Annotated in this window: 20 protein-coding genes, 1 tRNA gene, 2 rRNA genes and 1 pseudogene (1 of these 24 cut by a window edge); 12 read left to right on the top strand and 12 right to left on the bottom strand. The window is 62.9% G+C overall.

The annotated features are described in order from the left end of the window. Positions 1–6: 6 nt before the first annotated feature. The 7 genes from ACTTAI_RS08310 to ACTTAI_RS08280 all read left to right on the top strand — a co-directional run bounded on the left by ACTTAI_RS08310 (position 7) and on the right by ACTTAI_RS08280 (position 6,251). Positions 7–870, top strand: a complete 864-nt coding sequence (locus ACTTAI_RS08310) for a LysR substrate-binding domain-containing protein (protein ID WP_444455268.1) — start codon at positions 7–9, stop codon at positions 868–870. Between the two features lie 93 nt (positions 871–963). After that, positions 964–1,311, top strand: a complete 348-nt coding sequence (locus ACTTAI_RS08305; RefSeq protein ID WP_444455267.1) for a thiol-disulfide oxidoreductase DCC family protein — start codon at positions 964–966, stop codon at positions 1,309–1,311. A gap of 307 nt (positions 1,312–1,618) precedes the next feature. Continuing rightward, the gene (locus tag ACTTAI_RS08300) at positions 1,619–2,809 is read left to right on the top strand and encodes a DEAD/DEAH box helicase (RefSeq protein ID WP_444455266.1); all 1,191 of its coding nucleotides are present in this window, start codon (positions 1,619–1,621) and stop codon (positions 2,807–2,809) included. An 84-nt stretch (positions 2,810–2,893) separates the two neighbouring features. Next, positions 2,894–3,523 carry a hypothetical protein gene (locus ACTTAI_RS08295; RefSeq protein WP_444455265.1) on the top strand — a complete coding sequence of 210 codons (630 nt, stop codon included), beginning with the start codon at positions 2,894–2,896 and terminating at the stop codon, positions 3,521–3,523. A 211-nt stretch (positions 3,524–3,734) separates the two neighbouring features. Further along, positions 3,735–4,556 carry a transglutaminase-like domain-containing protein gene (locus tag ACTTAI_RS08290; protein ID WP_444455264.1) on the top strand — a complete coding sequence of 274 codons (822 nt, stop codon included), beginning with the start codon at positions 3,735–3,737 and terminating at the stop codon, positions 4,554–4,556. 75 nt (positions 4,557–4,631) lie between these two features. Continuing rightward, positions 4,632–5,108 (top strand): hypothetical protein, encoded by a 477-nt coding sequence (locus ACTTAI_RS08285; protein ID WP_444455263.1) that lies wholly within the window; start codon positions 4,632–4,634, stop codon positions 5,106–5,108. A gap of 234 nt (positions 5,109–5,342) precedes the next feature. Further along, positions 5,343–6,251 carry a transglutaminase family protein gene (locus ACTTAI_RS08280; RefSeq protein ID WP_444455262.1) on the top strand — a complete coding sequence of 303 codons (909 nt, stop codon included), beginning with the start codon at positions 5,343–5,345 and terminating at the stop codon, positions 6,249–6,251. A 154-nt stretch (positions 6,252–6,405) separates the two neighbouring features. On the opposite strand, the gene ACTTAI_RS08275 is transcribed toward ACTTAI_RS08280, so the two are convergent. The 8 genes from ACTTAI_RS08275 to ACTTAI_RS08240 form a co-directional block, all read right to left on the bottom strand. After that, entirely contained in the window at positions 6,406–6,582 is a 177-nt protein-coding gene (locus ACTTAI_RS08275) for a hypothetical protein (RefSeq protein ID WP_444455261.1), read from the bottom strand. A 366-nt stretch (positions 6,583–6,948) separates the two neighbouring features. Further along, positions 6,949–7,161, bottom strand: coding sequence for a hypothetical protein (locus tag ACTTAI_RS08270; protein ID WP_444455260.1), 213 nt, complete (start codon positions 7,159–7,161; stop codon positions 6,949–6,951). A 30-nt stretch (positions 7,162–7,191) separates the two neighbouring features. Continuing rightward, a complete protein-coding gene (locus ACTTAI_RS08265; protein WP_444455259.1) occupies positions 7,192–7,398 on the bottom strand; it encodes a cold-shock protein in 207 nt (68 codons plus the stop codon). Between the two features lie 609 nt (positions 7,399–8,007). Beyond that, positions 8,008–8,391, bottom strand: a complete 384-nt coding sequence (locus ACTTAI_RS08260; RefSeq protein ID WP_444455258.1) for a DUF6481 family protein — start codon at positions 8,389–8,391, stop codon at positions 8,008–8,010. 49 nt (positions 8,392–8,440) lie between these two features. Continuing rightward, the gene (locus ACTTAI_RS08255; protein ID WP_444455257.1) at positions 8,441–8,716 is read right to left on the bottom strand and encodes a hypothetical protein; all 276 of its coding nucleotides are present in this window, start codon (positions 8,714–8,716) and stop codon (positions 8,441–8,443) included. 67 nt (positions 8,717–8,783) lie between these two features. After that, positions 8,784–9,080 carry a DUF982 domain-containing protein gene (locus ACTTAI_RS08250; RefSeq protein ID WP_444455256.1) on the bottom strand — a complete coding sequence of 99 codons (297 nt, stop codon included), beginning with the start codon at positions 9,078–9,080 and terminating at the stop codon, positions 8,784–8,786. A gap of 108 nt (positions 9,081–9,188) precedes the next feature. Further along, the gene (locus ACTTAI_RS08245) at positions 9,189–9,395 is read right to left on the bottom strand and encodes a cold-shock protein (RefSeq protein ID WP_444455714.1); all 207 of its coding nucleotides are present in this window, start codon (positions 9,393–9,395) and stop codon (positions 9,189–9,191) included. 1,010 nt (positions 9,396–10,405) lie between these two features. Next, complete coding sequence (locus tag ACTTAI_RS08240; protein ID WP_444455255.1) at positions 10,406–10,585, bottom strand: ribbon-helix-helix protein, CopG family; 180 nt, start codon at positions 10,583–10,585, stop codon at positions 10,406–10,408. Between the two features lie 109 nt (positions 10,586–10,694). Between ACTTAI_RS08240 and ACTTAI_RS08235 the strand changes: the two genes are divergently transcribed. The 4 genes from ACTTAI_RS08235 to ACTTAI_RS08220 all read left to right on the top strand — a co-directional run bounded on the left by ACTTAI_RS08235 (position 10,695) and on the right by ACTTAI_RS08220 (position 14,851). Beyond that, the gene (locus tag ACTTAI_RS08235; protein WP_444455254.1) at positions 10,695–11,213 is read left to right on the top strand and encodes a hypothetical protein; all 519 of its coding nucleotides are present in this window, start codon (positions 10,695–10,697) and stop codon (positions 11,211–11,213) included. 90 nt (positions 11,214–11,303) lie between these two features. Then, on the top strand, positions 11,304–12,251 hold the full coding sequence (locus tag ACTTAI_RS08230) for a GIY-YIG nuclease family protein (protein ID WP_444455253.1): 948 nt from the start codon (positions 11,304–11,306) through the stop codon (positions 12,249–12,251). Between the two features lie 75 nt (positions 12,252–12,326). Then, positions 12,327–14,480: an AAA family ATPase gene (locus tag ACTTAI_RS08225; protein ID WP_444455252.1), complete on the top strand. Its 2,154-nt coding sequence runs from the start codon at positions 12,327–12,329 to the stop codon at positions 14,478–14,480. Next, a complete protein-coding gene (locus ACTTAI_RS08220; protein ID WP_023917277.1) occupies positions 14,471–14,851 on the top strand; it encodes a hypothetical protein in 381 nt (126 codons plus the stop codon). The genes ACTTAI_RS08225 and ACTTAI_RS08220 overlap by 10 nt, the downstream gene beginning before the upstream one ends. A gap of 211 nt (positions 14,852–15,062) precedes the next feature. On the opposite strand, the gene ACTTAI_RS08215 is transcribed toward ACTTAI_RS08220, so the two are convergent. Continuing rightward, positions 15,063–15,296 (bottom strand): hypothetical protein, encoded by a 234-nt coding sequence (locus ACTTAI_RS08215; protein WP_444455251.1) that lies wholly within the window; start codon positions 15,294–15,296, stop codon positions 15,063–15,065. A 220-nt stretch (positions 15,297–15,516) separates the two neighbouring features. Between ACTTAI_RS08215 and ACTTAI_RS08210 the strand changes: the two are divergent. After that, positions 15,517–16,605, top strand: a pseudogene (locus ACTTAI_RS08210) (recombinase family protein); the annotation flags it as partial. Between the two features lie 608 nt (positions 16,606–17,213). Here ACTTAI_RS08210 and ACTTAI_RS08205 read toward each other — a convergent pair. The 3 genes from ACTTAI_RS08205 to ACTTAI_RS08195 all read right to left on the bottom strand — a co-directional run. After that, positions 17,214–17,291, bottom strand: a tRNA-Met gene (locus tag ACTTAI_RS08205). Between the two features lie 75 nt (positions 17,292–17,366). Continuing rightward, a 5S ribosomal RNA gene (rrf, locus tag ACTTAI_RS08200) occupies positions 17,367–17,481 on the bottom strand. A 149-nt stretch (positions 17,482–17,630) separates the two neighbouring features. Further along, a 23S ribosomal RNA gene (locus ACTTAI_RS08195) occupies positions 17,631–20,184 on the bottom strand (it continues 271 nt past the right edge of the window).

The raw sequence follows: 20,184 nt of genomic DNA, 5'->3' as shown, positions 1-20,184 counted from the left end.
CCGCCCGTGTTCCTGCCGCCGCTCACCGCCCTGCGCGCCTTCGAGGCCGCGATCCGCCACGGCCGGATGACCCGCGCCGCCGAGGAACTGGGCGTGACCCATGGTGCGATCAGCCGACAGGTGCGGCTTCTTGAGGAGATCTTCGGCGCGCCGCTCATCACCCGCACCCGCAGCGGTCTGGTGCCGACCCCGGCGGGCGCCGCGCTGGCCGAGCGCCTCACCCGCGGCTTTCGCGAGATCGAGGCGGGCGTGGCGGCGCTGCGCGACGATGCGGCGGGCGTGCTCGACGTCTCCTGCCTTGGCACCTTCACCCTGCGCTGGCTGATCCCGCGGCTCGGCCGGTTCACGGACACCCATCCCGGCGTCGAAGTACGGCTCTCGCAATCCGATGCGCCCTGCGACTTCGGCAGGGGCCGCTACGATGTGGCAATCCGGGTGACCGACCACGACCTGCCCGAGGGCACCCATGTCACCCCGCTCTTTGCCGAGCGGTTCGGCCCGGTGCTCGCGCCCGCCCTGGCCGAGAGGTTGGCCCTGCGCGCCCCCGCCGACCTTGCCCGCGCGCCGCGCCTTTGGGCCCGCACAAGGCCAAATGCCTGGGCCGATTGGTGCGCCCGCAGCGGTTGCCCGACGCTCGAGGGCGGTGCGCCCTACGAGCATTTCTACTTCCTGCTCGAGGCCGCATGTGCCGGGCTGGGCGTCGCAATCTCCCCCGAGCCGCATGTGGCCGACGATCTTGCCGCCGGGCGGCTGATCGCGCCCTTCGGCTTTCTACCTTCAGGGCTTTCATATGTGGCCCTGCGCCGCGAGGAGGCGCCGAAAAAAGCCCGCACCTTCTGCGACTGGATCGGCCGCGAAGCTGCGGGTTGAGGGGGAAGCGGTAGGCGACACTCGCACCGGGCTTGACTGCCGCGAGACCCGCCCCATGTCTCAATCGATCCCTCTGGCAAAGCGAGATCCGGCATGGCACCTTCTCTGACGGTCTGGTTCGACAGCGGCTGTCCGCTCTGCGCGCGCGAGATCGCGCTGATGCGGCGGCTCGACCGGCGCGGCGCGATCCGCTTCGTCGATCTGCACAGCCCTGACGCCCCCTGCCCGATCGACCGCGCCGAGTTGCTCGCCCGGTTTCACGCCGAGGAAAACGGCCGCCTGCTTTCGGGCGCGGCCGCCTTTGGGGCGATGTGGCGGGCAGTTCCGATCCTGCGCCCGCTTGGCCTTATGGCCGGGTGGCCGCCGCTCGCCCCGGCGTTCGAGGCCGCCTATCGCCGCTTCCTGCGCCTGCGCCCCCGGCTGCAAAGACTGTTTCGCTGACGCCCGGCTTTCGGCCCGACCCCCGGAATGCTCTTCAGGCGTTGCAAGGCAAATGCGCGCTCAGACCTTGAAATTTCCGCGCGCCCCCCTATCTCAGGTATGTGTCATTGCTTGCCGCGTGAGCAGGCGGGTTTGTCCCGCCCCCGGCCCTGACGCACCGTTTTCCCATTTCACGAGGGGGGGGCGCCAGACGAGGCGGCTCCAGGTGCAATGCGGTGCCGGAGTGTTCGCCCGGCTGCATCCCGGCCGGACCGGCGCAAGAGCGCCCTTCGGCGACACCGGACGCAAGGTCCGGACAAGGATCAAGATGACTTTCCAGGACCTCGGGCTGAATGCCCGCATGGTCGCGCGGCTTGAAGCCCGCGGCCTCACGCAGCCCACCCCGATCCAGCAACAGGCGATCCCGCCCGCGCTTCAGGGTCGCGACGTGATGGGGATCGCCCAGACCGGCACCGGCAAGACTGCGGCTTTCGGACTCCCGCTGGTGATGGCGCTCTCCAGACAGCAAGACCGCGCCGAACCGCGCACGGCACGCGGGCTGGTGTTGGCTCCGACCCGGGAACTGGCCAGCCAGATCGTGCAGAGCCTGCAAGGCCTGACCTCCGATCTGCGCATCACGCTCGTGGTCGGCGGCAAGTCGATCAATGCGCAGGCGCAGGCGCTGTCGCGCGGCACCGACATTCTCGTCGCCACCCCGGGCCGGCTGATGGATCTGATCGACCGTCAGGCGATCGACCTTGGCCAGACCCGGTTTCTCGTGCTCGACGAAGCCGATCAGATGCTGGATATCGGCTTCATCCATGCCCTGCGCCGTATCGCGGCACGCCTCGGAAGCGCGCGCCAGACCATGATGTTCTCGGCCACCATGCCGAAGACGATGGCCGATCTTTCGCGCAGTTTCCTCAACGATCCGGTGCAGATCGAGGTCTCGAAGCCCGGCAAGCTGGCCGACAAGGTCAGCCATTCGGTGCATTTCGTCGCCTCTGACGCCAAGCAGGATCTGCTGATCGACCTGCTTGGCGCGCATCGCGAGGACCGGGCGCTGGTGTTTTCGCGCACCAAGCATGGCGCGGAACGGCTGATGCAGCAGCTCTCCAACGCCGGTTTTTCCGCGGCATCGATCCATGGCAACAAGAGCCAGGGCCAGCGCGACCGCGCGCTTTCGGCGTTCCGGACGGGCTCGGTGCGGGTGCTCGTGGCAACCGATGTTGCCGCGCGCGGGATCGACATTCCGGGCGTGGGCCATGTCTACAACTATGATCTGCCGAATGTGCCGGAGAATTATGTCCATCGCATCGGCCGCACCGGGCGCGCCGGGCGTTCGGGCCAGGCGATTGCCTTCTGCGCCGCCGACGAAATGGCGGACCTCTGCGCGATCGAAAAGACGCTCGGCACGCGCGTGACGATTGCCGGGGGCGTCCCCTGGGCGGGCGGTAAAGCGGCCAAACGGTCTGCGCCGCGGCATGGCGCCGGTCGCGCAAGGCGGCTGGCCGCGTGAGTGCCCCCCCGCTTCGGGGCGGGGGATGCCGCGCCCTCGAAGCGGCCAACCCCACCGCAGCGGCCAATGGCCGGAGAGAACCAGATGAACCCGAGCCCCGTTTTCTTCCCCGTCCCCGGCCGCGCCGCGCTTGCGGCAGCCGTTCTCGCCATCGGCACCGCGTCGATGGCGGCACCGGTTTGCGCGCAGGATGGGACCGGCACACCGCCGGAACATGCACAAAAGAGCAGTTATGGCAGCGGGTGGGATTGCGAGATCGGCTATCGCCTGCAGGAAGGCGCCTGCCTTGCAATCCCGCTTCCAGACCATGCCTATGCCACGGGGCGCTCTTACGGGACCGGCTGGGCCTGCCTGCGCGGCTTTGAGGAAGTGGCGCGCGCGCGATGCGAGCCAATCGCGATTCCGGAACACGCCTTTCTTCAATCGTCCGGCTACGGCTGGCAGTGCGAGCGCGGTTACAGAAAAGAGCGGGAAGCCTGCGTCGAGATCACCCTGCCCGAACACGCCTATCTGGTCGACGACGCGACCGGGCCAGGTTGGGCTTGCGAGCGCGGCTTCAAGGCAGAAAAAAATGCCTGCCTCCCAATCGTCGTGCCGGAAAACGGCTATCTTACCAACAGTGCCTACGGTCCGGATTGGGCCTGCGAACGGGGGGTATGTCGAGACTCAGGGGCGCTGCGAGGCGGTCACCGTTCCCGCAAACGCCGTTCTTGATCCGCGCGGCTACGGACCGGGATGGCGGTGCTTGCGGGGGTTTGCAGATCGGAACGGAACATGTGTCGAAATCGATGTGCCGGCACAGGCGCATCTCGACCGTGAGGGCAATGCCTGGCGCTGCGACAGCGGCTTTCATGCGACCAAGGGCGGATGTGCGCCCGGGGGAATAGCCCTCTCATCCACAGCTTCACCTGAAGGAAACACTTTCATGCGCGTACATATCGGATGCAGCCTTGACTACGAATTCGTTCAGCCAACGCCCTTGCTTGCGATCTTGAATGTTCACTATTCCCGTTTCAGCGATCTGGAGCGCGCCGACTATCTCGTGACCTCTCCGAGCGTTCCCCTGGAAAGCTATCGCGACGCTTTCGGCAATTGGTGTACGCGCATGCTCGCCCCGGCCAGCCGTTTCCTCCTCTCGACGGATGGCGTGTTCCGCGATACCGGAGCGCTCGATCCGGTTGCCCCGCACGCAAGGCAGCATGACGTGCAGGATCTGCCGTTCGAGACGCTCGTCTATCTGCTCGGCAGCCGTTACTGTGACACCGATCTTCTCTCTGAAGACGCCTGGAAGCGTTTCGAGACCACCGAGCCCGGCTGGGCGCGGGTTCAGGCGATCTGCGATTTCGTCAATGCCAACGTCCGTTTCGACTACATGAAAGCAGATGCGACGCGCACGGCGTCGCAAACCCTTCTCGCCGGGCATGGCGTTTGCCGCGACTTCACCCACCTTGCCATCACCTTTTGCAGGTGCATGAACATTCCGGCGCGCTATTGCACAGGCTACCTGAGCGACATCGGCGAGCCCGAACCGCACCCGCCAGGTGATTTCGCCGCCTGGATGGAAGTCTTCCTCGACAATCAATGGTGGGTTTTCGATCCGCGAAACAACGCCCGGCGCAAGGCAAGGATCCTTGTGGCCCGAGGGCGCGACGCGGCGGATGTGCCCCTGACCCAGACCTTCGGCCCCAACAAGATGACCGGGTTCCGGGTCTGGACCCGCGAAGCGCAGGGCAGCGCCCCGCTCTGAGCCGGATCGACGTTTCGGAATCCTGCGGCAGCGCATTCGCGCGGCCGTGCCCCTCTTCAAGCCTGGAGTGCCAATATGACAATCCCGTGCAAAACGACCGTCGTTTTCCGTAATCCCTTCGCCCTTGAGGGGTTCGCGGAAACGCTTCCGGCCGGAGATTACGAAATCGAACCGGGCCTTCCGGATCTGATCGGGCCGGTCGGCCCCTCCGGCGCAACCGTTGTCGTCCGGCTGCACCCGCGCGCCGCACATCCCGGCCTGGCGCGCATTCTGTGCGTTCCGCTCGTCATCTTCGAGCGCGCGAGGGCTCTGGACACGGACGCGGGACAGACCCGGGGGGACGATGTCCTCGATGCCTTTCTGGCCGATCAGGGGGCGTGCCGGAGGATGCGCGCGGATCGGGAACAAAGGGAAGACCGACATGCCCGGCATTTCGGCGCGGTGCTTCGGGCAAGCCCTTCGACCACCGCAGAAGCACCACATGCTGCGGCAGCCTACTTCGGGCGCATGTCGCCGCGTTCCGGATCCCGGCGACCCGGTATCGGCGAATGACCGGAAAAGCGTGTCAGCGCGCCGAGCGCATCATGCCACAGGACGTGCATGTGATCCCGCTCAAAGCCAGCCGCGATGTTCCGGCGGAGCGGGTCTGCATGAGTTGCAGGCAACGCTTCTGGAGCGAGGGGTTCAGCGAGCGGATCTGTCGCCGCTGCAAGAGCAGGAAAGGCTGGACAGCCTCGACCCAGACCCTCGATCTCCGGCGCGGGTGAGTGCAAGATGACGCGATTGATGATCGATCATGCAACGACTTATCACTACCGGAGCACGGTTTCGCTCGGCCCTCACAGGCTGATGCTGCGTCCGCGAGAAACCCGTGACCTGCACCTCGTCAGCTTCGATCTCGAGCTTTCGCCCGCGGCGGAGCTCACCTGGTCGCATGATGTCTCCGGCAACGCCATCGCCGAGGCCCGTTTCGCCCAGGCGGCGGACAGGCTCTCGATCCGCTCTCGGACGCTCGTCGATCTGAGCGCCCCGGTCTGGCCGGTTTTCGCGATCGCGGCAGAGGCGCTCTCCTGGCCCTTCGCCTACGCCCCCGATGATCGCGCCGACCTCGGGGCGTTGCTGGAGCCGCAATATGCCGATCCTTCCGGGCGGCTTTCTGCCTGGGTCGCCGGGTTCGTCATGAGCGCCCCCACCGACACGCTGTCCTTGCTCAAGGACATAGCCAACGGCGTTGCAACAGCGATTTCCTATCAGAGCCGCGAGACAGAGGGCACTCAGGGACCGCTCGAGACACTCGACAGGGGCTGGGGGTCGTGCCGGGATCTGGCCGTCCTGATGGCTGAAGCCGTGCGAACGCTCGGGTTCGGGGCGCGTCTGGTATCGGGGTATCTCTACGAGCCGCAGGGCGCCTCTTCGGCCTTTGCAACCCCGGGTTCCACGCATGCCTGGGTCGAAGTCTTTGTTCCGGGGGCAGGTTGGATCGCCTTCGATCCGACCAATCGCACCGTAGGCTCCGCCAATCTGATCCCCGTTGCGGTCGCAAGGCGCATCTCGCAAGTCTCGCCGGTCAGTGGCAGCTACCATGGAACGGGGGGAGAACCAGCAGGCCTGACGGTCGATGTCGGTGTCTCGCGCATGACCTGCGCCACGGCGTCCACGCAGTCGGACCCGAACCGGGCGCCGACACCGATGTGACGAAACCGGTTTCCCCGCGCGAGCGGATGGCCGGGCGTGTCATGGCTGAGCCTGCGGAACCCGGCACCGGGCATGCATCAGGGGGCCAACAGCCGCCCCTCTCCAAAGCATCCCGGTTCGAAGCGGACCAGACCGCAGGCGGGGCTGCGCCGTCTCAGCTCTGCGGCGTGTCGTCTTTCGCAGGCAGGGGGGAAGACGCCGCGATCGTGCTGCCGCTGGCGCGCGCACCGGGCCTGCGGAACGAGATGCCGCGACGGATCTGCGTCTTGCTTGCCGGCTGGGCAAGAAATTCAGTGAGATCAAGCTGTTTCTTCGGGGTGGAATAGCCCATGTTGCGGCTCCTTGCCGTGGTGTTGAGAGGCGGAAGCGGCGAGGAAAGCCCTCGCCGCTTCTCCTCCCGGTGCGCAGTTTGACCGATGGCCGCTGACCGCAGAACGCGGCCGGACGACCTCCATGTCAACACCGGGAATTGGGGGTTCCGACGGCTCGGGCGCAGAGGCGAACGGGGCGCGACCGGGCACAGGCTGGGGCAATGTGCCATTTCCGAGACGTTCGAAGAAGTCCTGCCACCCCAATCCGGTCTGAACCGGACGGCTTGCGGCGAAGTTGGCGAGAGGCGTAGCGCCTGGGGCCATGGGTGTCTTGGTCATGAGGATCTTTCCGCCGCGCCCGGGGATGCGGGGGGCGGCAAGGTCGATCACCGGGACGGCGCCTTGGCCTTTGCTGGCAGGGCCTTGCCATCGCGGGCAAGGCGGGCCGCCTTGAGCGTGGCGGTGCGATCTGCCCGTGTGGCGGCATCCGTCTGGACGATCAGTTTCGCGGCCGCGGCAGTCATTTCGAAATAGGTCTGCGGCGGGCGGGGGATCTCCCGGAACAATCCGGGAGAGGGTGTCGTGCGTGTCATGGACATGTGCTTATCCCCAAAGGGGCGCCTGCCAGATCAGGCCAGCGCCAGATCGCAGGCCGATTTGCGGCCGTCACGGCCGGACTCGATCTGGAAGGTCACCTTGGCGCCATCGGCCAGCCGCGAGATGCCGGCGCGTTCCAGCGCCGAGACATGAACGAACACGTCCTGTTCGCCACCTTCCGGCTCGATGAAACCGAAACCTTTATTCTGGTTGAAAAACTTCACGGTGCCATTGGCCATCGTGATCACTCCTACAGGGGAATGCTGCCCGCAGGATGCGGCAGCTCGGCTTGGTCAGGACTAAGGGCAGACTGAAGCCGATGAAGGAGACAGGGTGCGGTCAGAGAAACTTCGCACCTACTTCAATAGCTGAATTTGCAAAATTTGCAAGGATTCTTTGGGGGTTTTCAAAGCAATCCGGATATGAGCGGTTTCGCAGGCCACCACCTTGGGGTGTGGGCGCGCTCGTCATCCCGGCCACGCGCCGACGCCGATCTGCGCGTGGCTCAGGGCTTCTTTTTCTCGCCCATACCGGGCTGCAGGCCCTTGGCGAACAGATCGGCCGGTTTCTTCGGCTGCTTCGGTTTCTTCGCTTCGCGGTTCGAATGGCTCTTGCCCTTGGGCATGGAATGTCTCCCTTTTGGGCCCTGTCGGGCCGGTTGGGCCGGAGCGGATGCCCGGCCAGTCTTTGCGGCTCATGCCAACGGCTCGACATCTCGGCAGCCCGGACGTGCCGCGCGATCGCCGCTGATGGTGCGCGCGGCCCTCAAGAGCAAGGTCTTGGGCGCGGATCCCCGGCGTTGCGCAATTGCGACAAGATCGAGCCGCAAGCCGCGCCGATGGTTGGGCTCAGGCGACCCGTTGCGCCGCCTTGCGCTTGGCATAGCGCAGGTCCCGGGCAGCCTTGCGGGCAGCATCATCGGAGAGCACCAGCGCGATACGGCGCGCTTGCGCCAGTTTTCCCGCCGCGAGGGTTGCGGCTTCGGCGGCTTTGCGCTGCGCCTCTGCCTCGGCAATCGCGGCGGCTTCGGCGGCGGCACTCTCTTGCGCTTTCAGCTTCTCCGCGTCGCGCGCGGCGTGCCGTGCGTCGCGCAGCCGTGCCACCTCGGCACGTGCCGCCAGCTTTTCGGCCAGATCAGGCGCGGTCGTCGCGCATTTGAATTTCTCCAGCAGCGCCGCTTTGGCAGTGATCGCATCGCTTCTGCGATCCGCGTAGTCTTTGGGTCTCAACATTCGATGTCCTTTGGCGGGGATGACGCCGATCCGGATCAGCCGGTCGGGGTCATGCGGTGTTTTTGGTGCGCAGAAGGGCAATGGCCTTTCCGGCCTGTTCTCTTTCGAGACGTTCCGTTCTCAGCCGCAGGGTTTTGGCGGCACGTTCGGAGATTTCCGTATCCTGTTCCTGCAGCGCGCGTGTGCGCTCCAGAAATTGCGATTGCGTCTTGTTGAAGGCGATTTCCGCAAGCTGCCGCGCCTTGCTCATTTGACCAGACATGAGGACCTCCGATGTCGAGAAAGCTTCAACCCGGCCCGGAAGGACGATTTCTCCCACCGGCACCACAGTATTCGGACGCTGAAAAACGAACCTGTGCGGCGCGGGATTTCTGGCCCGCTCGGCGCAAAGGTTACGCGCAGCCGACGGGATGTTCGATCGCGCGCCGGGCCGTGTACCCGACAAGGTCTTCCGGCACGAAACCGGCCGATCGCGCCGCAGCGGTAAAGGCACGCCGCGCCACACCCACAGGAACCAGACAGTCCATGGCGGCTTCGACCTGCTTCAGGGCCGTCAACCGCGCCTCATCGGCAATCGGCCATCTTTTCAGCAACCAGTATTTCACTTGTTCGATCGTGCTGAATTTCTGCACGTCCCCATCCGGAGACATGACAAAGGAAAGGGGTTTCCCCCAGGTAATTTCAATCAACCGTATGTCTTTCTTGAGCGGCAAACGGGAGATGCGGATCGCATCTCCGACGTTGCCAGGAAAGCGGGTCCAGCGTCGGACCGATCCCGCTTTCTGTTTGCCTGACCCTCAGGCGAGGACGAGATTCGTCGCCGACTCGCGGCCATTACGGTCACGCTCGAGATCAAACGAGACAGCTTGGCCATCATTGAGGCCGCGGATGCCCGCACGTTCCAGCGCGGTCACATGAACGAAAACGTCCTTGTTGCCGCTCGCCGGGGCGATAAAGCCAAAACCTTTGGTTGCGTTGAACCATTTCACGGTGCCATTGGCCATCGTGTTCACTCCTTCAGGAAACGCTGCCCGCAGAATGCGACAGCTCGGCTTGGTCAGACGAGAGAGCAGACTGAAGCCGATGAAGGAGACAGGGTGCGGTCGAGAAAAACTTCGCTGGCGCCTTCCTAGCGGATTTTGCAGATTTTGCAACGAGTCTTTTGGGGTTTTCAAAACAATCTCTTTGCGAGGGGTCTGACCGGGTTTCAGCCGGAAGCTGAATCCAGAAGGAGAGCGCCGTTGCGCCGCAGCGGCGCGGGCCCGGCTTTCGACGTGCGGGAACATCCATCCCTGGGGGGGGGCAAAGGCTTGACGCCAGGGCCGCTATCGCGCGCCTTTCGACCTTGCCCCCAAGGGCCGGAGGTGCCAGCCTTGCGCCCCCCCCCCTCCCGGTCCGCACATCGGTCACCCGCGTTTGAGCGCCTCGAAGTCGCCGCGCAGGGGCGCGGTGTCATAGATGATCGTCAGCTTTGCGAAACGGTCGGACCATCCTCGCCCTGTCGGAGCGCTCGTCGCGGCCGCAGGGGCCTATGCGCTCGGTCTGCAATGGGAAGCCGGGCATCGCGGATGACACGACTTCACTCTCTCGTGCGAATGTTGCACCCCACGTCGCCCCCCCCCCCCCCCAAAGCTGGCCGGAATGGGCTGCGACCGCTTATCGCTGCGCCGTGCCTGAACGGCTGGTTTGGCGGCATGCGCCGGGAGGGCCGACCGGCGGCAAAGGGCCGATCACGTCGATCATGCGCGACGCGCAATCATGGACAACGGGGCCGTTGCCTGCGCATTGTGTCGATCCGCGCGCGAGCTGCGGATGGCCGCTTTCTCCATTTTCCGCAGACGAAACGCTGCGCCCGCAACAGAAAGTCTTCCGGTCCTCGCATAAGCGACGACAACGGCCACATTGTCGGCTCTCACCGTTCGGCATGTCACCAAGATACGAAAGATATTCAGCAGTTTCGCGACCGAAATGCCATACGAACACATAAACCGTGAGGTTAGTTCAGCCTATCGACCTACTTGGTCATCTCCAACCATTCAATAAGCGCGCGCCTTATCATCTCGGGACGCGTCGGCATATCAATTTGCGTTCTCCGGCGGTCGTCTATCTGCCGAATGAGTTCGCTCGGCAGCCGCAGGTTCACAGCCTCTGTATCGGTTTTCGGGCGCCCGGGCATTTTTTTTTCGTTTTCCATGGCGCCCCCGGCTGACACATTGGTTTTTTGGTACCAAATATTACGAGCAGAGGCAAGGCTCCTACCCCTCGCCCCTACTCTAACCGCTCGATCTGCAAAGGAGACACGAATGGCTACCTCGTCTAATATCATTGGCATCAATGTGTCGGAACCCCATTTTTCGTCCGCGCTCACCCCCTGCGGCGAGGCGTTTTCCGCTCTGCTCGGGGCTCTCCCAGACTATTACGAAGCCGAGCGCGATCTTGATGGCATCGATGCTCACGACTTGGCATGCGATGCGTGGATTTCGGCGGCCGAGGGTGCCCGGCGCGAGGTGATCAATGCCCTGGATGCCGTGATCGATGCGAAGCCGCAAGTTCAAAGCGATTTGCACTTGCGGCGTACCGCTCTGCTGTTCTCGGCTGCGCTGCGGACTGATGACCCTGTCGTTTATTCCCGCATCCACGGTGCGATGCGCGACCTGCCGTGGCTTTATCGCGTCGAAGGGCGCGACCAGGGCGCGCAGCACGCGACAATCCAGCTGCAAATGTTCCGCCATCATCTGCTTGCGCTGATGACGCTCGGGGAATTCCAACCTGAATTCGAGGTCATCGATCACGACAGCGAGTTTCCGGTTCCTGCCTTCTGATTTCCCTTGGGCGTTTTGAAGCCGACGAGAGTTCCCTGCATAGCTAGGAGCTTCGTCAAAGACGATCTGCGATTTGATGAGGGGGTGCTCATGACCCATCCGATTTCCGAGTTTTCCGAGGAGCCTGTCGTAATCGACGGTGTTCGTATTCCGCGCCACCCGGGCGAGGTTCATCCGCACTGGCAGTTGGCCGCCCGGTCGCGGGGGGCGACGATCGTCGCGCGTGTTGTCGATCGCCTTCACGTAGCGCTTCGGTGTGATACTTGCGGTGGCATTTGGGTTTCCCGCGTTTCTGTTGTCCTCGGTTATCAACCGCTCTGTCCGCACTGCCTCACCCGTGGACGTGAAGGCAATGCTGAGCAAGCAGAGCTAACGTGGCTGCGGCGAGACCCAGCTGACCGGCATTACGCATATTACCTTGCCTCGTGCGGGCATGAGGTGCGGCGACAGATCCATCGCGTTGCCAAGGTCGCGTCGGGGCCGCAAAGCTTGCGCTGCGAGACGTGCCTCATGCAGCATGATGCGCAAACCGCGATAAAACGCGGGTGGGAACTGATCGGACCAGATCCGCACGGTAACACAAACTACAGGATCTATCGCCATGTTGGCTGCGGTCACGAACAGCAGATTGCGCGGATCAATATGGTGACGGGGCGCGTAACCTGTCACGGCTGCGGTGTGTCTTGGCTGAAAGCCCCGAATGCAGTTTACCTGATGGGGATTACCCTGCCCGGTGGAACCGACGTGATCAAGCTCGGTCATTCCCGCGATCCGGCGAGCCGGTTGGATCACCAGCTGCTTGCTGCCCCCGATGTTCAAGGTATCGTGCGCCGGGTGGTACCCATGCCCTCGGGGCTTGATGCACAACGGGCGGAGCGGCGGCTGCATGCGATCGTGCGGCACACTTTGCCGATCGCCGTGGTGCCGCGGGACCTCTACGAGGGCTATTTGCGCGTTAAATCGGAGATCTACTACCCGGCGGCGTCGGGGTTGATCCACGACTTACTCGACGCGACGGCGCGTCGTTACGCGGCCTAAGTCTCTCACATTTAAACCGATTTTTCCCGGCGGGCGACCGCCGGGCACCCTCTCTTTTTGCCGATGGAGGCCGCAATGATTCCCCCTGATGTTCAACAACTTGCGCCATGGCACGCGGTCGCCGATGCTATTTTTGCGCGGATCGATGCGCCCGTCGCCCCGCCTGAACCGACAGAACCAGCAGCGGCGGACAAGCTGCACGATGCGATTGAAGCGCAAAGTGACCCTCGCAACATGACGCGGGAGGAGTTGGATGCCTGGATCGACCAGCCGCCCACCTCGGCCCCCAAAGCGGCTACGCCCCGGCCTGTCCGACCGCAGATGGGCCTGCGCGCGAGGTTGCTGCTTTTGCGGCTCGCGGCCGGCATCGGCACCCTTGATCGGCTGGGCGCGATGTCGGCGCCCGCCGGATTGACGGTAATCGAGCGGATCGCGTGGGAGCAGATGCGCGACACTATGGGCCTCCTGACCGATCATGTGCTGCCCGCCTCCAGCGAAGTTTTCGCCGCTGGCGCCTGCGCGAACCATCGCCTGCTTCGTCCTGAGGCGTCGAGCCGCCCGCCGCTCTCGGCAGCGGATGCCGAACGGTTTGCGGAGACGATCCGCTCGGCACTCATCCATCCCGAGCCGATCGTTCTTGCGCTTCCCGCCGGAGTCGCGCTTGATCCATCGATCTCGGCCTGCGCGCCGTCGCGGATCCAGATTGCGCCGATTTCGGCGGATATCCTCGCGGCGTTCTGGCGCGCGACGGTGCCCGATCTTGCGCCCGAGCATCTCGCAGAAGCTGTGGCAGTCCTGCCGCCTGACGGCCATCTCGCGGGCCTGCCCGATGCCGTCATTTTGCACGCCCTGCGCGTCGGCGATCCTGTCGCCGCAGCGCGCCGACTTGCGGCGGCCTGCGCGCAGGCGCAAAGCGGCCCATCGCTCGCGGAGATTTCGCCAAGCCCTGCAGTCGAAGCTGCACGGGGCCTCATTGACGGCCTTCGCGCTTGGCAATCGGGCGTGGCGAGGTGGAGCGAGATCGAGCATTCTCTCCTGTTCTATGGCCCGCCGGGCACCGGCAAAACGTGGCTTGCGCGGGCGATTGGCGCTGAGCCCGGTGTCAGGTTTGTACAGGCGTCGTTTGCCGAGTGGCAAGCCGCAGGCCATCTCGGGAACATGCTCGCGGCTATGCGGACAACTTTTGCGGAGGCGATCGCGACGCGTCCCTGCGTGCTGTTCATCGACGAGATCGACTCGGCGGGCTCGCGCGATGATCTGGACTCGCAAAATGCCAACTATCGTCGTCAAGTGATCAATGGTCTCTTGGAGCAGATCGACCAACTCAACAAATCCGGAGGCGTGCTGCTGGTGGGAGCGTGTAACAACCCTGATGCGCTTGATCCCGCAATCCGGCGCCCTGGTCGGTTTGATCGCGCGATTGAGGTACCGCTGCCGGATCGACGCGCAGTGATGACGATGCTTACGGCGGCGCTCGACGCCGACCTCGCTGTCGGCCAGATCGATCAACTGGCGCGGCGCTGCACTGGAGCTAGCGCGGCGGCGGTCGACGCGATGGTCCGCGCCGGGCGGTCCCGCGCGCGCACCGCGGGTCGAGACCTGACCATCGACGATATGCTCGCACATGCGCCCGGCGAAGCGCCGGATCCTGCGGTCGATTGGCGAGTGGCGGTGCATGAGTCGGGGCACGCGCTCGCAGCGACGGCGCTCAGCGTTGGGCGTGTTACGCGCGTCGCGATCACGGGGGCGGGCGGGCTGACAGAACGGACGCGCGCGCCCACGCAAGCTCTGCTTGCTGATCTTGAACGCGAACTCGCGACGATGATGGCGGGGCGCGCTGCCGAGCGTTTGATCTTTGGCGACGTGACAGCCGGCGCGGGCGGCGACGCGAGTTCGGATCTCGCACAAGCGACGCGGCTCGCCGCCGCGATCGAAGCGCAACTCGGCTTGGGCGAGACCGGCCCGGTTTGGCAAAGCGGAGACGATCTTCTACTGCTTCGATCCCCACAATTGTTTTCGCGCGTGCGCGCGCGCGTGGAGGCTGCGGAGGTACGGGCCCTTGAGACGCTGCGGCCCCATGTCGGAGCGGTTCGGGCTCTTGCCGCACGCCTCGTCGTGGAGCGGGAGTTGACGGGCGAAGAGCTTCGGCAGGCCCTGTTGTTGCCGACGGCCCCACAAAAAGGCGCGACGATCGCCTCCACTTGCGAGGAGGCCGCATCATGCCCATAACCGATCTGATCGCCGCGCTCGACGGGGCGTTGCGCGATGTCAGCCTCGGTATCGACCCCGAACAGCTTTACAGGTTACCGATCCTGGAGGACTGGATCTGCTTGAGAGATGGCCAGGTTCCCCGGGTCTGGGGCCGCTCGAACGAGACCGCGCCGACTGGCTTTCTGACCGGCGCGGTGGTCCATATCGCTTGGGATTCGAGCACAATTCGAGCGGTAGAGGGCTGGTATCGGCTCGGAAGGCAGGACGACGGCCCCATCCGGCCAACTCCACCCTCTGCGCCACGCGCAATCCTCTCCGGGCCGACGTTTCGCGATAGCGTACGGGCGTTTGCGCAAAAGGTCGAATTGCTCATACACGGCCCAGACTGACGTCGGGACACAGGCCCTGCTTCCCTTTTCCTCTTTTCATCTCCTTTTCGAGGTGTGCCGCGATGCCCCTTCTTTCCTCTTCCCTTTCTCTTCTTCCTTCGCACCCCGCTTTCGTTCCTTTCTCCTCTTTTCTTTTTCCTGAGCGATTTGCGCCTCGCCTGCGGCGGCTGTGTTTTCCGGCTTATTTCTTTTCTCTTTCTCTATCGGCGCTTTATCGGCCGCATCTGCCACAAGGCGGGCAGATTTTCGGTTCTGATGGCATCCCGTCATCTTCGCGAAGATCTTCGACCAAAACGTTTCGGTCCCGCGTCAGGTTCACGATCTCCAACAACACTTTGTCGAAGCGCGCGGGAATGACGCCATCATCTGCCTCCGTTTTTGCCATGTCTGACAGCGATGTTGCTTTCAAGCCCGCTGCATTGGCGGAACCGAGATCAACCATCATTGACGCATCGGGCGGTGGCCCGGTGCGGGGAGCACCTCGCGATGTCGCGGGCACGGATCAGTTTGGCGAAGAGCGGCGATGCCGGTCCTCCGGCGGGGGACGCCACGCGACATGCCGTCGTGAAGCAGGCGCCCCCTGCCCCCGCGCTGCTCGCGCTGGCGCGGCTTTTGGCGAGACAAGCTGCGCGCGAAGCGCGCGCGTGCGATATTGATGGCAGCTGATGGAGGTGAGCATGACGACTCGGACGGCGGCGCCGCGCGCGGCGATCTACGCGCGCTATTCTTCGGATCTTCAGTCAGCCGCGTCGATACCCGATCAGGTTCGGCTTTGCAGGCGACTGTGCGAAGAGCGGGGCTGGACGGTTGTCGAGGTTTTCGCTGACGAGGCGATGAGCGGAGCGTCTCACCTGCGCCCGGATTTTCAACGCATGCAGCAGACGGCGATGGCAGGCGGCTTTGATGTGCTGGTGGCTGAAGCCCTCGATCGGCTGAGCCGGGACCAGGAACATATCGCAGGGCTGCACAAGCGCATGGGCTACCTCGGCATCAAGATCATCACAAAGGCGGAAGGCGAGATCACCGAGCTGCATGTCGGCCTCGGGGGCACGATGTCCGCGATTTTCCTACGGCAACTGTCCCAGAAGACGCACCGGGGCCTCGAGGGCCGGGTTCAGGCGGGCAAGTCTGCTGGCGGGCTCAGCTACGGCTATCGGCTCGACCGCCAACCGCTGCCGGACGGGACGTTTTCGACGGGGGATCTGGTGATCGATCCGACCGAGGCGGCGGTGGTAGCGCGGATTTTCGAGGCCTATGCGCGCGGGCAAAGCGCGCGCACAATCGCGGGTGCTTTGAACCGAGACGGGATCCCCGCCCCGCGTTCCGGTGGCAAGGGCCCTGGGACATGGTCGCATTCGACGATTTCGGGGAACTGGCAACGCGGCATCGGGATTCTGAACAACGACCTTTACATCGGGGTTCGGGTCTGGAACCGCCAGCGCTTCATCAAGGATCCGGATACCGGCAAAAGGCAGGCACGCCTCAATTCCAAAGAGGACTGGCTTGTCGCGGAGGTGCCCGAACTTCGGATTATCGGGGATGATCTTTGGGAGCGGGTGAAGGCGCGCCAACAGGGCAAGCGGGATGACATTTTCGAAGCACGCCGGAAGAACCCGGGTGTGCGCGGGAACGAGAAGGCGACGGATGCCAGATATTTGCTGTCGGGGCTGCTCAAATGCGGCTGCTGTGGCGCGAACTATGTGATGATCAGCGACAGCCGGTATGGCTGCGCGGCGGCACGGGATCGCAAGACCTGCCTGAACCGCAAGACGATCAAGCGGAGCGATGTCGAGGCGCGGGTTCTGGGGGGCCTCAAACACCACCTGATGCATCCCGACCTGATCGCGGAGTTCATCGCGGAATTTCACCGGGAGATGGAGACGGATCGGCGCGAGGGCGAGGCCGGTCGGGTCGAGGCGGAACGGGCTCTGTCGAAGGTGACGAAAGAGATCGAGAACATCGTGACGGCGATCACGGAGGGCATGTTCCATCCGAGCATGAAGGCGAAGATGGACGCGCTCGAGACGCAGAAGGCGGCACTTGAGGCAAAGCTCGCCGCCCTGCCCGCACCGAGCCCGGTGATCCTGCATCCGGGCATCGCGGATGTTTATGCGGCGAAGGTTTCGGATCTGGCGGCGGCGCTGAACGATGCGGAGAGCAGGCCGGAGGCGGTGGAGATCCTGCGTGGGTTGATCGAGAAGATCGTGCTGAGGCCCGATGCGGATGCGGCGAACGGGCATGTTGTGGAGCTTTTCGGGGGAGCTGGGCTCGATTTTGTCGTTGTGCGGCGGGGGTTTGGCGAACCGTGCGGCCCAAAACACAAAAACCCACGCGGTTGGCGTGGGCTTGCGGCAAGTGACGGTGGTTGCGGGGGGCAGGATTTGAACCTGCGGCCTTCAGGTTATGAGCCTGACGAGCTACCGGGCTGCTCCACCCCGCGCCATTTCCCCGAGGGCGATATTTTGCGATCGGGAGTATTTGTCATCGAGTATGAGAGAACATGGCTTCTTTCTAGGTTTGGCGGTGACCTACTCTCCCACGTCTTGAGACGCAGTACCATCGGCGTGTTGGCCCTTAACGGCCGAGTTCGGGATGGGATCGGGTGTTTAGCCAACGCTATGACCACCAAACCGAGGAAGAAGCCATCTGTCCAAGTCAAGTTTCACATCAGAAGCGCACCTGCCGCGACTGCGGCCTCCGGCATTGCGCGGCGCGGAGCGTTCTTCTTACTAACCTCGTGTATACTTGCTTTTGATCATGAGCCTTGCTGCTACTGGATCAAATCAAGCCAATCGGGCAATTAGTACCGGTCAACTGAATGCATTGCTGCACTTACATCTCCGGCCTATCGACGTGGTGGTCTTCCACGGCCCTCAAGGGATACCTGGTTTTGAGGGGGGCTTCACGCTTAGATGCCTTCAGCGTTTATCCTGTCCGTTCATAGCTACCCAGCACTACCGTTGGCACGATAACTGGTCCACCAGTGGAACGTTCACCCCGGTCCTCTCGTACTAGGGGCAACTCCTCTCAAGTATCCTACACCCACGGCAGATAGGGACCGAACTGTCTCACGACGTTCTAAACCCAGCTCACGTACCTCTTTAAATGGCGAACAGCCATACCCTTGGGACCTGCTCCAGCCCCAGGATGAGATGAGCCGACATCGAGGTGCCAAACGATGCCGTCGATATGGACTCTTGGGCATCATCAGCCTGTTATCCCCAGAGTACCTTTTATCCGTTGAGCGATGGCCCTCCCACTTGGGACCACCGGATCACTATGACCGACTTTCGTCTCTGCTCGACTTGTCAGTCTTGCAGTCAGGCAGGCTTTTGCCATTGCACTCAACGACCGATTTCCGACCGGTCTGAGCCTACCTTCGCGCGCCTCCGTTACGATTTGGGAGGCGACCGCCCCAGTCAAACTCCCCACCATGCAGGGTCCCGGACCCGGATAACGGGCCGCGGTTAGACATCAAGAGTGCGAAGGGTGGTATCTCAAGGGAGCCTCCACCGAAACTGGCGTCTCGGTTTCAAAGGCTACCACCTATCCTGCACATCACAATCCTGATGCCAGTGCAAAGCTGGAGTAAAGGTTCATGGGGTCTTTCCGTCTAACCGCGGGTAGTGTGCATCTTGACACACAGTTCAATTTCGCTGAGTCCACGTTTGAGACAGCGGGGAGATCGTTACGCCATTCGTGCAGGTCGGAACTTACCCGACAAGGAATTTCGCTACCTTAGGACCGTTATAGTTACGGCCGCCGTTTACTGGGGCTTCAATTCGGAGCTTGCACCTCCTTTTAACCTTCCAGCACCGGGCAGGCGTCAGACCCTATACGTCGCCTTACGGCTTCGCAGAGCCCTGTGTTTTAAGTAAACAGTCGCCACCCCCTAGTTTGTGCCCCCCACCGATAGTTGCCTATCAATGGGGCCTCCTTCTCGCGAACTTACGGAGGCATTTTGCCGAGTTCCTTAAACGTGGTTCTCTCAAGCGCCTTGGTATACTCTACCTGTCCACCTGTGTCGGTTTAGGGTACGGTCATATGGAGGGCTATTTCCAGGGACACCGCAGCTGCCCGACCAATCCGATAAGGTCGAACAACAGTAAGCATCCGTCACATCCTCCTGGCCCAGGAATATTAACCTGGTTCCCATCGACTACGCCTTTCGGCCTCGCCTTAGGGGCCGGCTTACCCTGCTCAGATTAGCTTTAAGCAGGAACCCTTGGACTTTCGGCGAGAGGGTCTCTCACCCTCTTTGTCGCTACTCATGTCAACATTCTCGCTTCTGATCACTCCACCGATCCCTCACAGGTAAGCTTCACAGTCAACACCGCTCCGACCAAGACTTTCCCGAAGGAAAGCTAAAGTCGGAAGGTGCTATATCACAGAACGCTCCGCTACCACGTGCATTGCTGCACATCCAAAGCTTCGGCTCGTGGCTTGAGCCCCGTTACATCTTCGCCGCAGGATCTCTTAGCTAGACCAGTGAGCTGTTACGCTATCTTTAAAGGATGGCTGCTTCTAAGCCAACCTCCTGGTTGTTTTGGAAATCCCACATGCTTTCCCACTTAGCCACGAATTGGGGGCCTTAGCTGTTGGTCAGGGTTGTTTCCTCTTCACGACGGACGTTAGCACCCGCCGTGTGTCTCCCGGATAGTACTCTGCGGTATTCGGAGTTTACTTAGACTCAGTAAGGCTGTGGGCCCCATCATCCATGTAGTGCTCTACCCCCGCAGGTATTCGTCCGAGGCGCTACCTAAATAGCTTTCGCGGAGAACCAGCTATCTCCAGATTTGATTGGCCTTTCACCCCTAGCCACACCTCATCCGGACCCTTTTCAACGGGTGTCGGTTCGGACCTCCAGTTGGTGTTACCCAACCTTCATCCTGGACATGGCTAGATCATCTGGTTTCGGGTCTGATCCCACGAACTCGTCGCCCTTTAAGACTCGCTTTCGCTGCGCCTACACCTATCGGCTTAAGCTTGCTCGTAAGACCAAGTCGTTGACCCATTATACAAAAGGTACGCCGTCACTTCTCAAGGAAGCTCCGACTGCTTGTAGGCGTCCGGTTTCAGAAACTGTTTCACTCCCCTCGTCGGGGTGCTTTTCACCTTTCCCTCACGGTACTGGTTCGCTATCGGTCAGCAAGGAGTACTTAGCCTTCGAGGGTGGTCCCCCGATCTTCAGACAGGATTACACGTGTCCCGCCCTACTTAATGCGTCCGATCAAACTTCGTGTACGGGGCTGTCACCCATATCGCTGGCCTTTCCAGACCATTCCACTCGTTCTTACGGCTCGGCTGGTCCGCGTTCGCTCGCCACTACTAAC

This window comes from Rhodobacter capsulatus, from assembly GCF_052363175.1.
In the GTDB taxonomy this organism is placed as follows: Bacteria; Pseudomonadota; Alphaproteobacteria; order Rhodobacterales; family Rhodobacteraceae; genus Rhodobacter; species Rhodobacter capsulatus_D.
This window is presented reverse-complemented; position numbering and strand designations above follow the sequence as displayed.

Coding starts and splice junctions, on each gene's coding strand:
- ACTTAI_RS08305 (WP_444455267.1), top strand. CDS start 964: ATGGCACCTTCTCTGACGGTCTGGTTCGACAGCGGCTGTCCGCTCTGC.
- ACTTAI_RS08300 (WP_444455266.1), top strand. CDS start 1,619: ATGACTTTCCAGGACCTCGGGCTGAATGCCCGCATGGTCGCGCGGCTT.
- ACTTAI_RS08295 (WP_444455265.1), top strand. CDS start 2,894: ATGAACCCGAGCCCCGTTTTCTTCCCCGTCCCCGGCCGCGCCGCGCTT.
- ACTTAI_RS08290 (WP_444455264.1), top strand. CDS start 3,735: ATGCGCGTACATATCGGATGCAGCCTTGACTACGAATTCGTTCAGCCA.
- ACTTAI_RS08285 (WP_444455263.1), top strand. CDS start 4,632: ATGACAATCCCGTGCAAAACGACCGTCGTTTTCCGTAATCCCTTCGCC.
- ACTTAI_RS08280 (WP_444455262.1), top strand. CDS start 5,343: ATGATCGATCATGCAACGACTTATCACTACCGGAGCACGGTTTCGCTC.
- ACTTAI_RS08275 (WP_444455261.1), bottom strand. CDS start 6,582: ATGGGCTATTCCACCCCGAAGAAACAGCTTGATCTCACTGAATTTCTT.
- ACTTAI_RS08270 (WP_444455260.1), bottom strand. CDS start 7,161: ATGTCCATGACACGCACGACACCCTCTCCCGGATTGTTCCGGGAGATC.
- ACTTAI_RS08265 (WP_444455259.1), bottom strand. CDS start 7,398: ATGGCCAATGGCACCGTGAAGTTTTTCAACCAGAATAAAGGTTTCGGT.
- ACTTAI_RS08260 (WP_444455258.1), bottom strand. CDS start 8,391: ATGTTGAGACCCAAAGACTACGCGGATCGCAGAAGCGATGCGATCACT.
- ACTTAI_RS08245 (WP_444455714.1), bottom strand. CDS start 9,395: ATGGCCAATGGCACCGTGAAATGGTTCAACGCAACCAAAGGTTTTGGC.
- ACTTAI_RS08240 (WP_444455255.1), bottom strand. CDS start 10,585: ATGGAAAACGAAAAAAAAATGCCCGGGCGCCCGAAAACCGATACAGAG.
- ACTTAI_RS08235 (WP_444455254.1), top strand. CDS start 10,695: ATGGCTACCTCGTCTAATATCATTGGCATCAATGTGTCGGAACCCCAT.
- ACTTAI_RS08230 (WP_444455253.1), top strand. CDS start 11,304: ATGACCCATCCGATTTCCGAGTTTTCCGAGGAGCCTGTCGTAATCGAC.
- ACTTAI_RS08225 (WP_444455252.1), top strand. CDS start 12,327: ATGATTCCCCCTGATGTTCAACAACTTGCGCCATGGCACGCGGTCGCC.
- ACTTAI_RS08220 (WP_023917277.1), top strand. CDS start 14,471: ATGCCCATAACCGATCTGATCGCCGCGCTCGACGGGGCGTTGCGCGAT.
- ACTTAI_RS08215 (WP_444455251.1), bottom strand. CDS start 15,296: ATGATGGTTGATCTCGGTTCCGCCAATGCAGCGGGCTTGAAAGCAACA.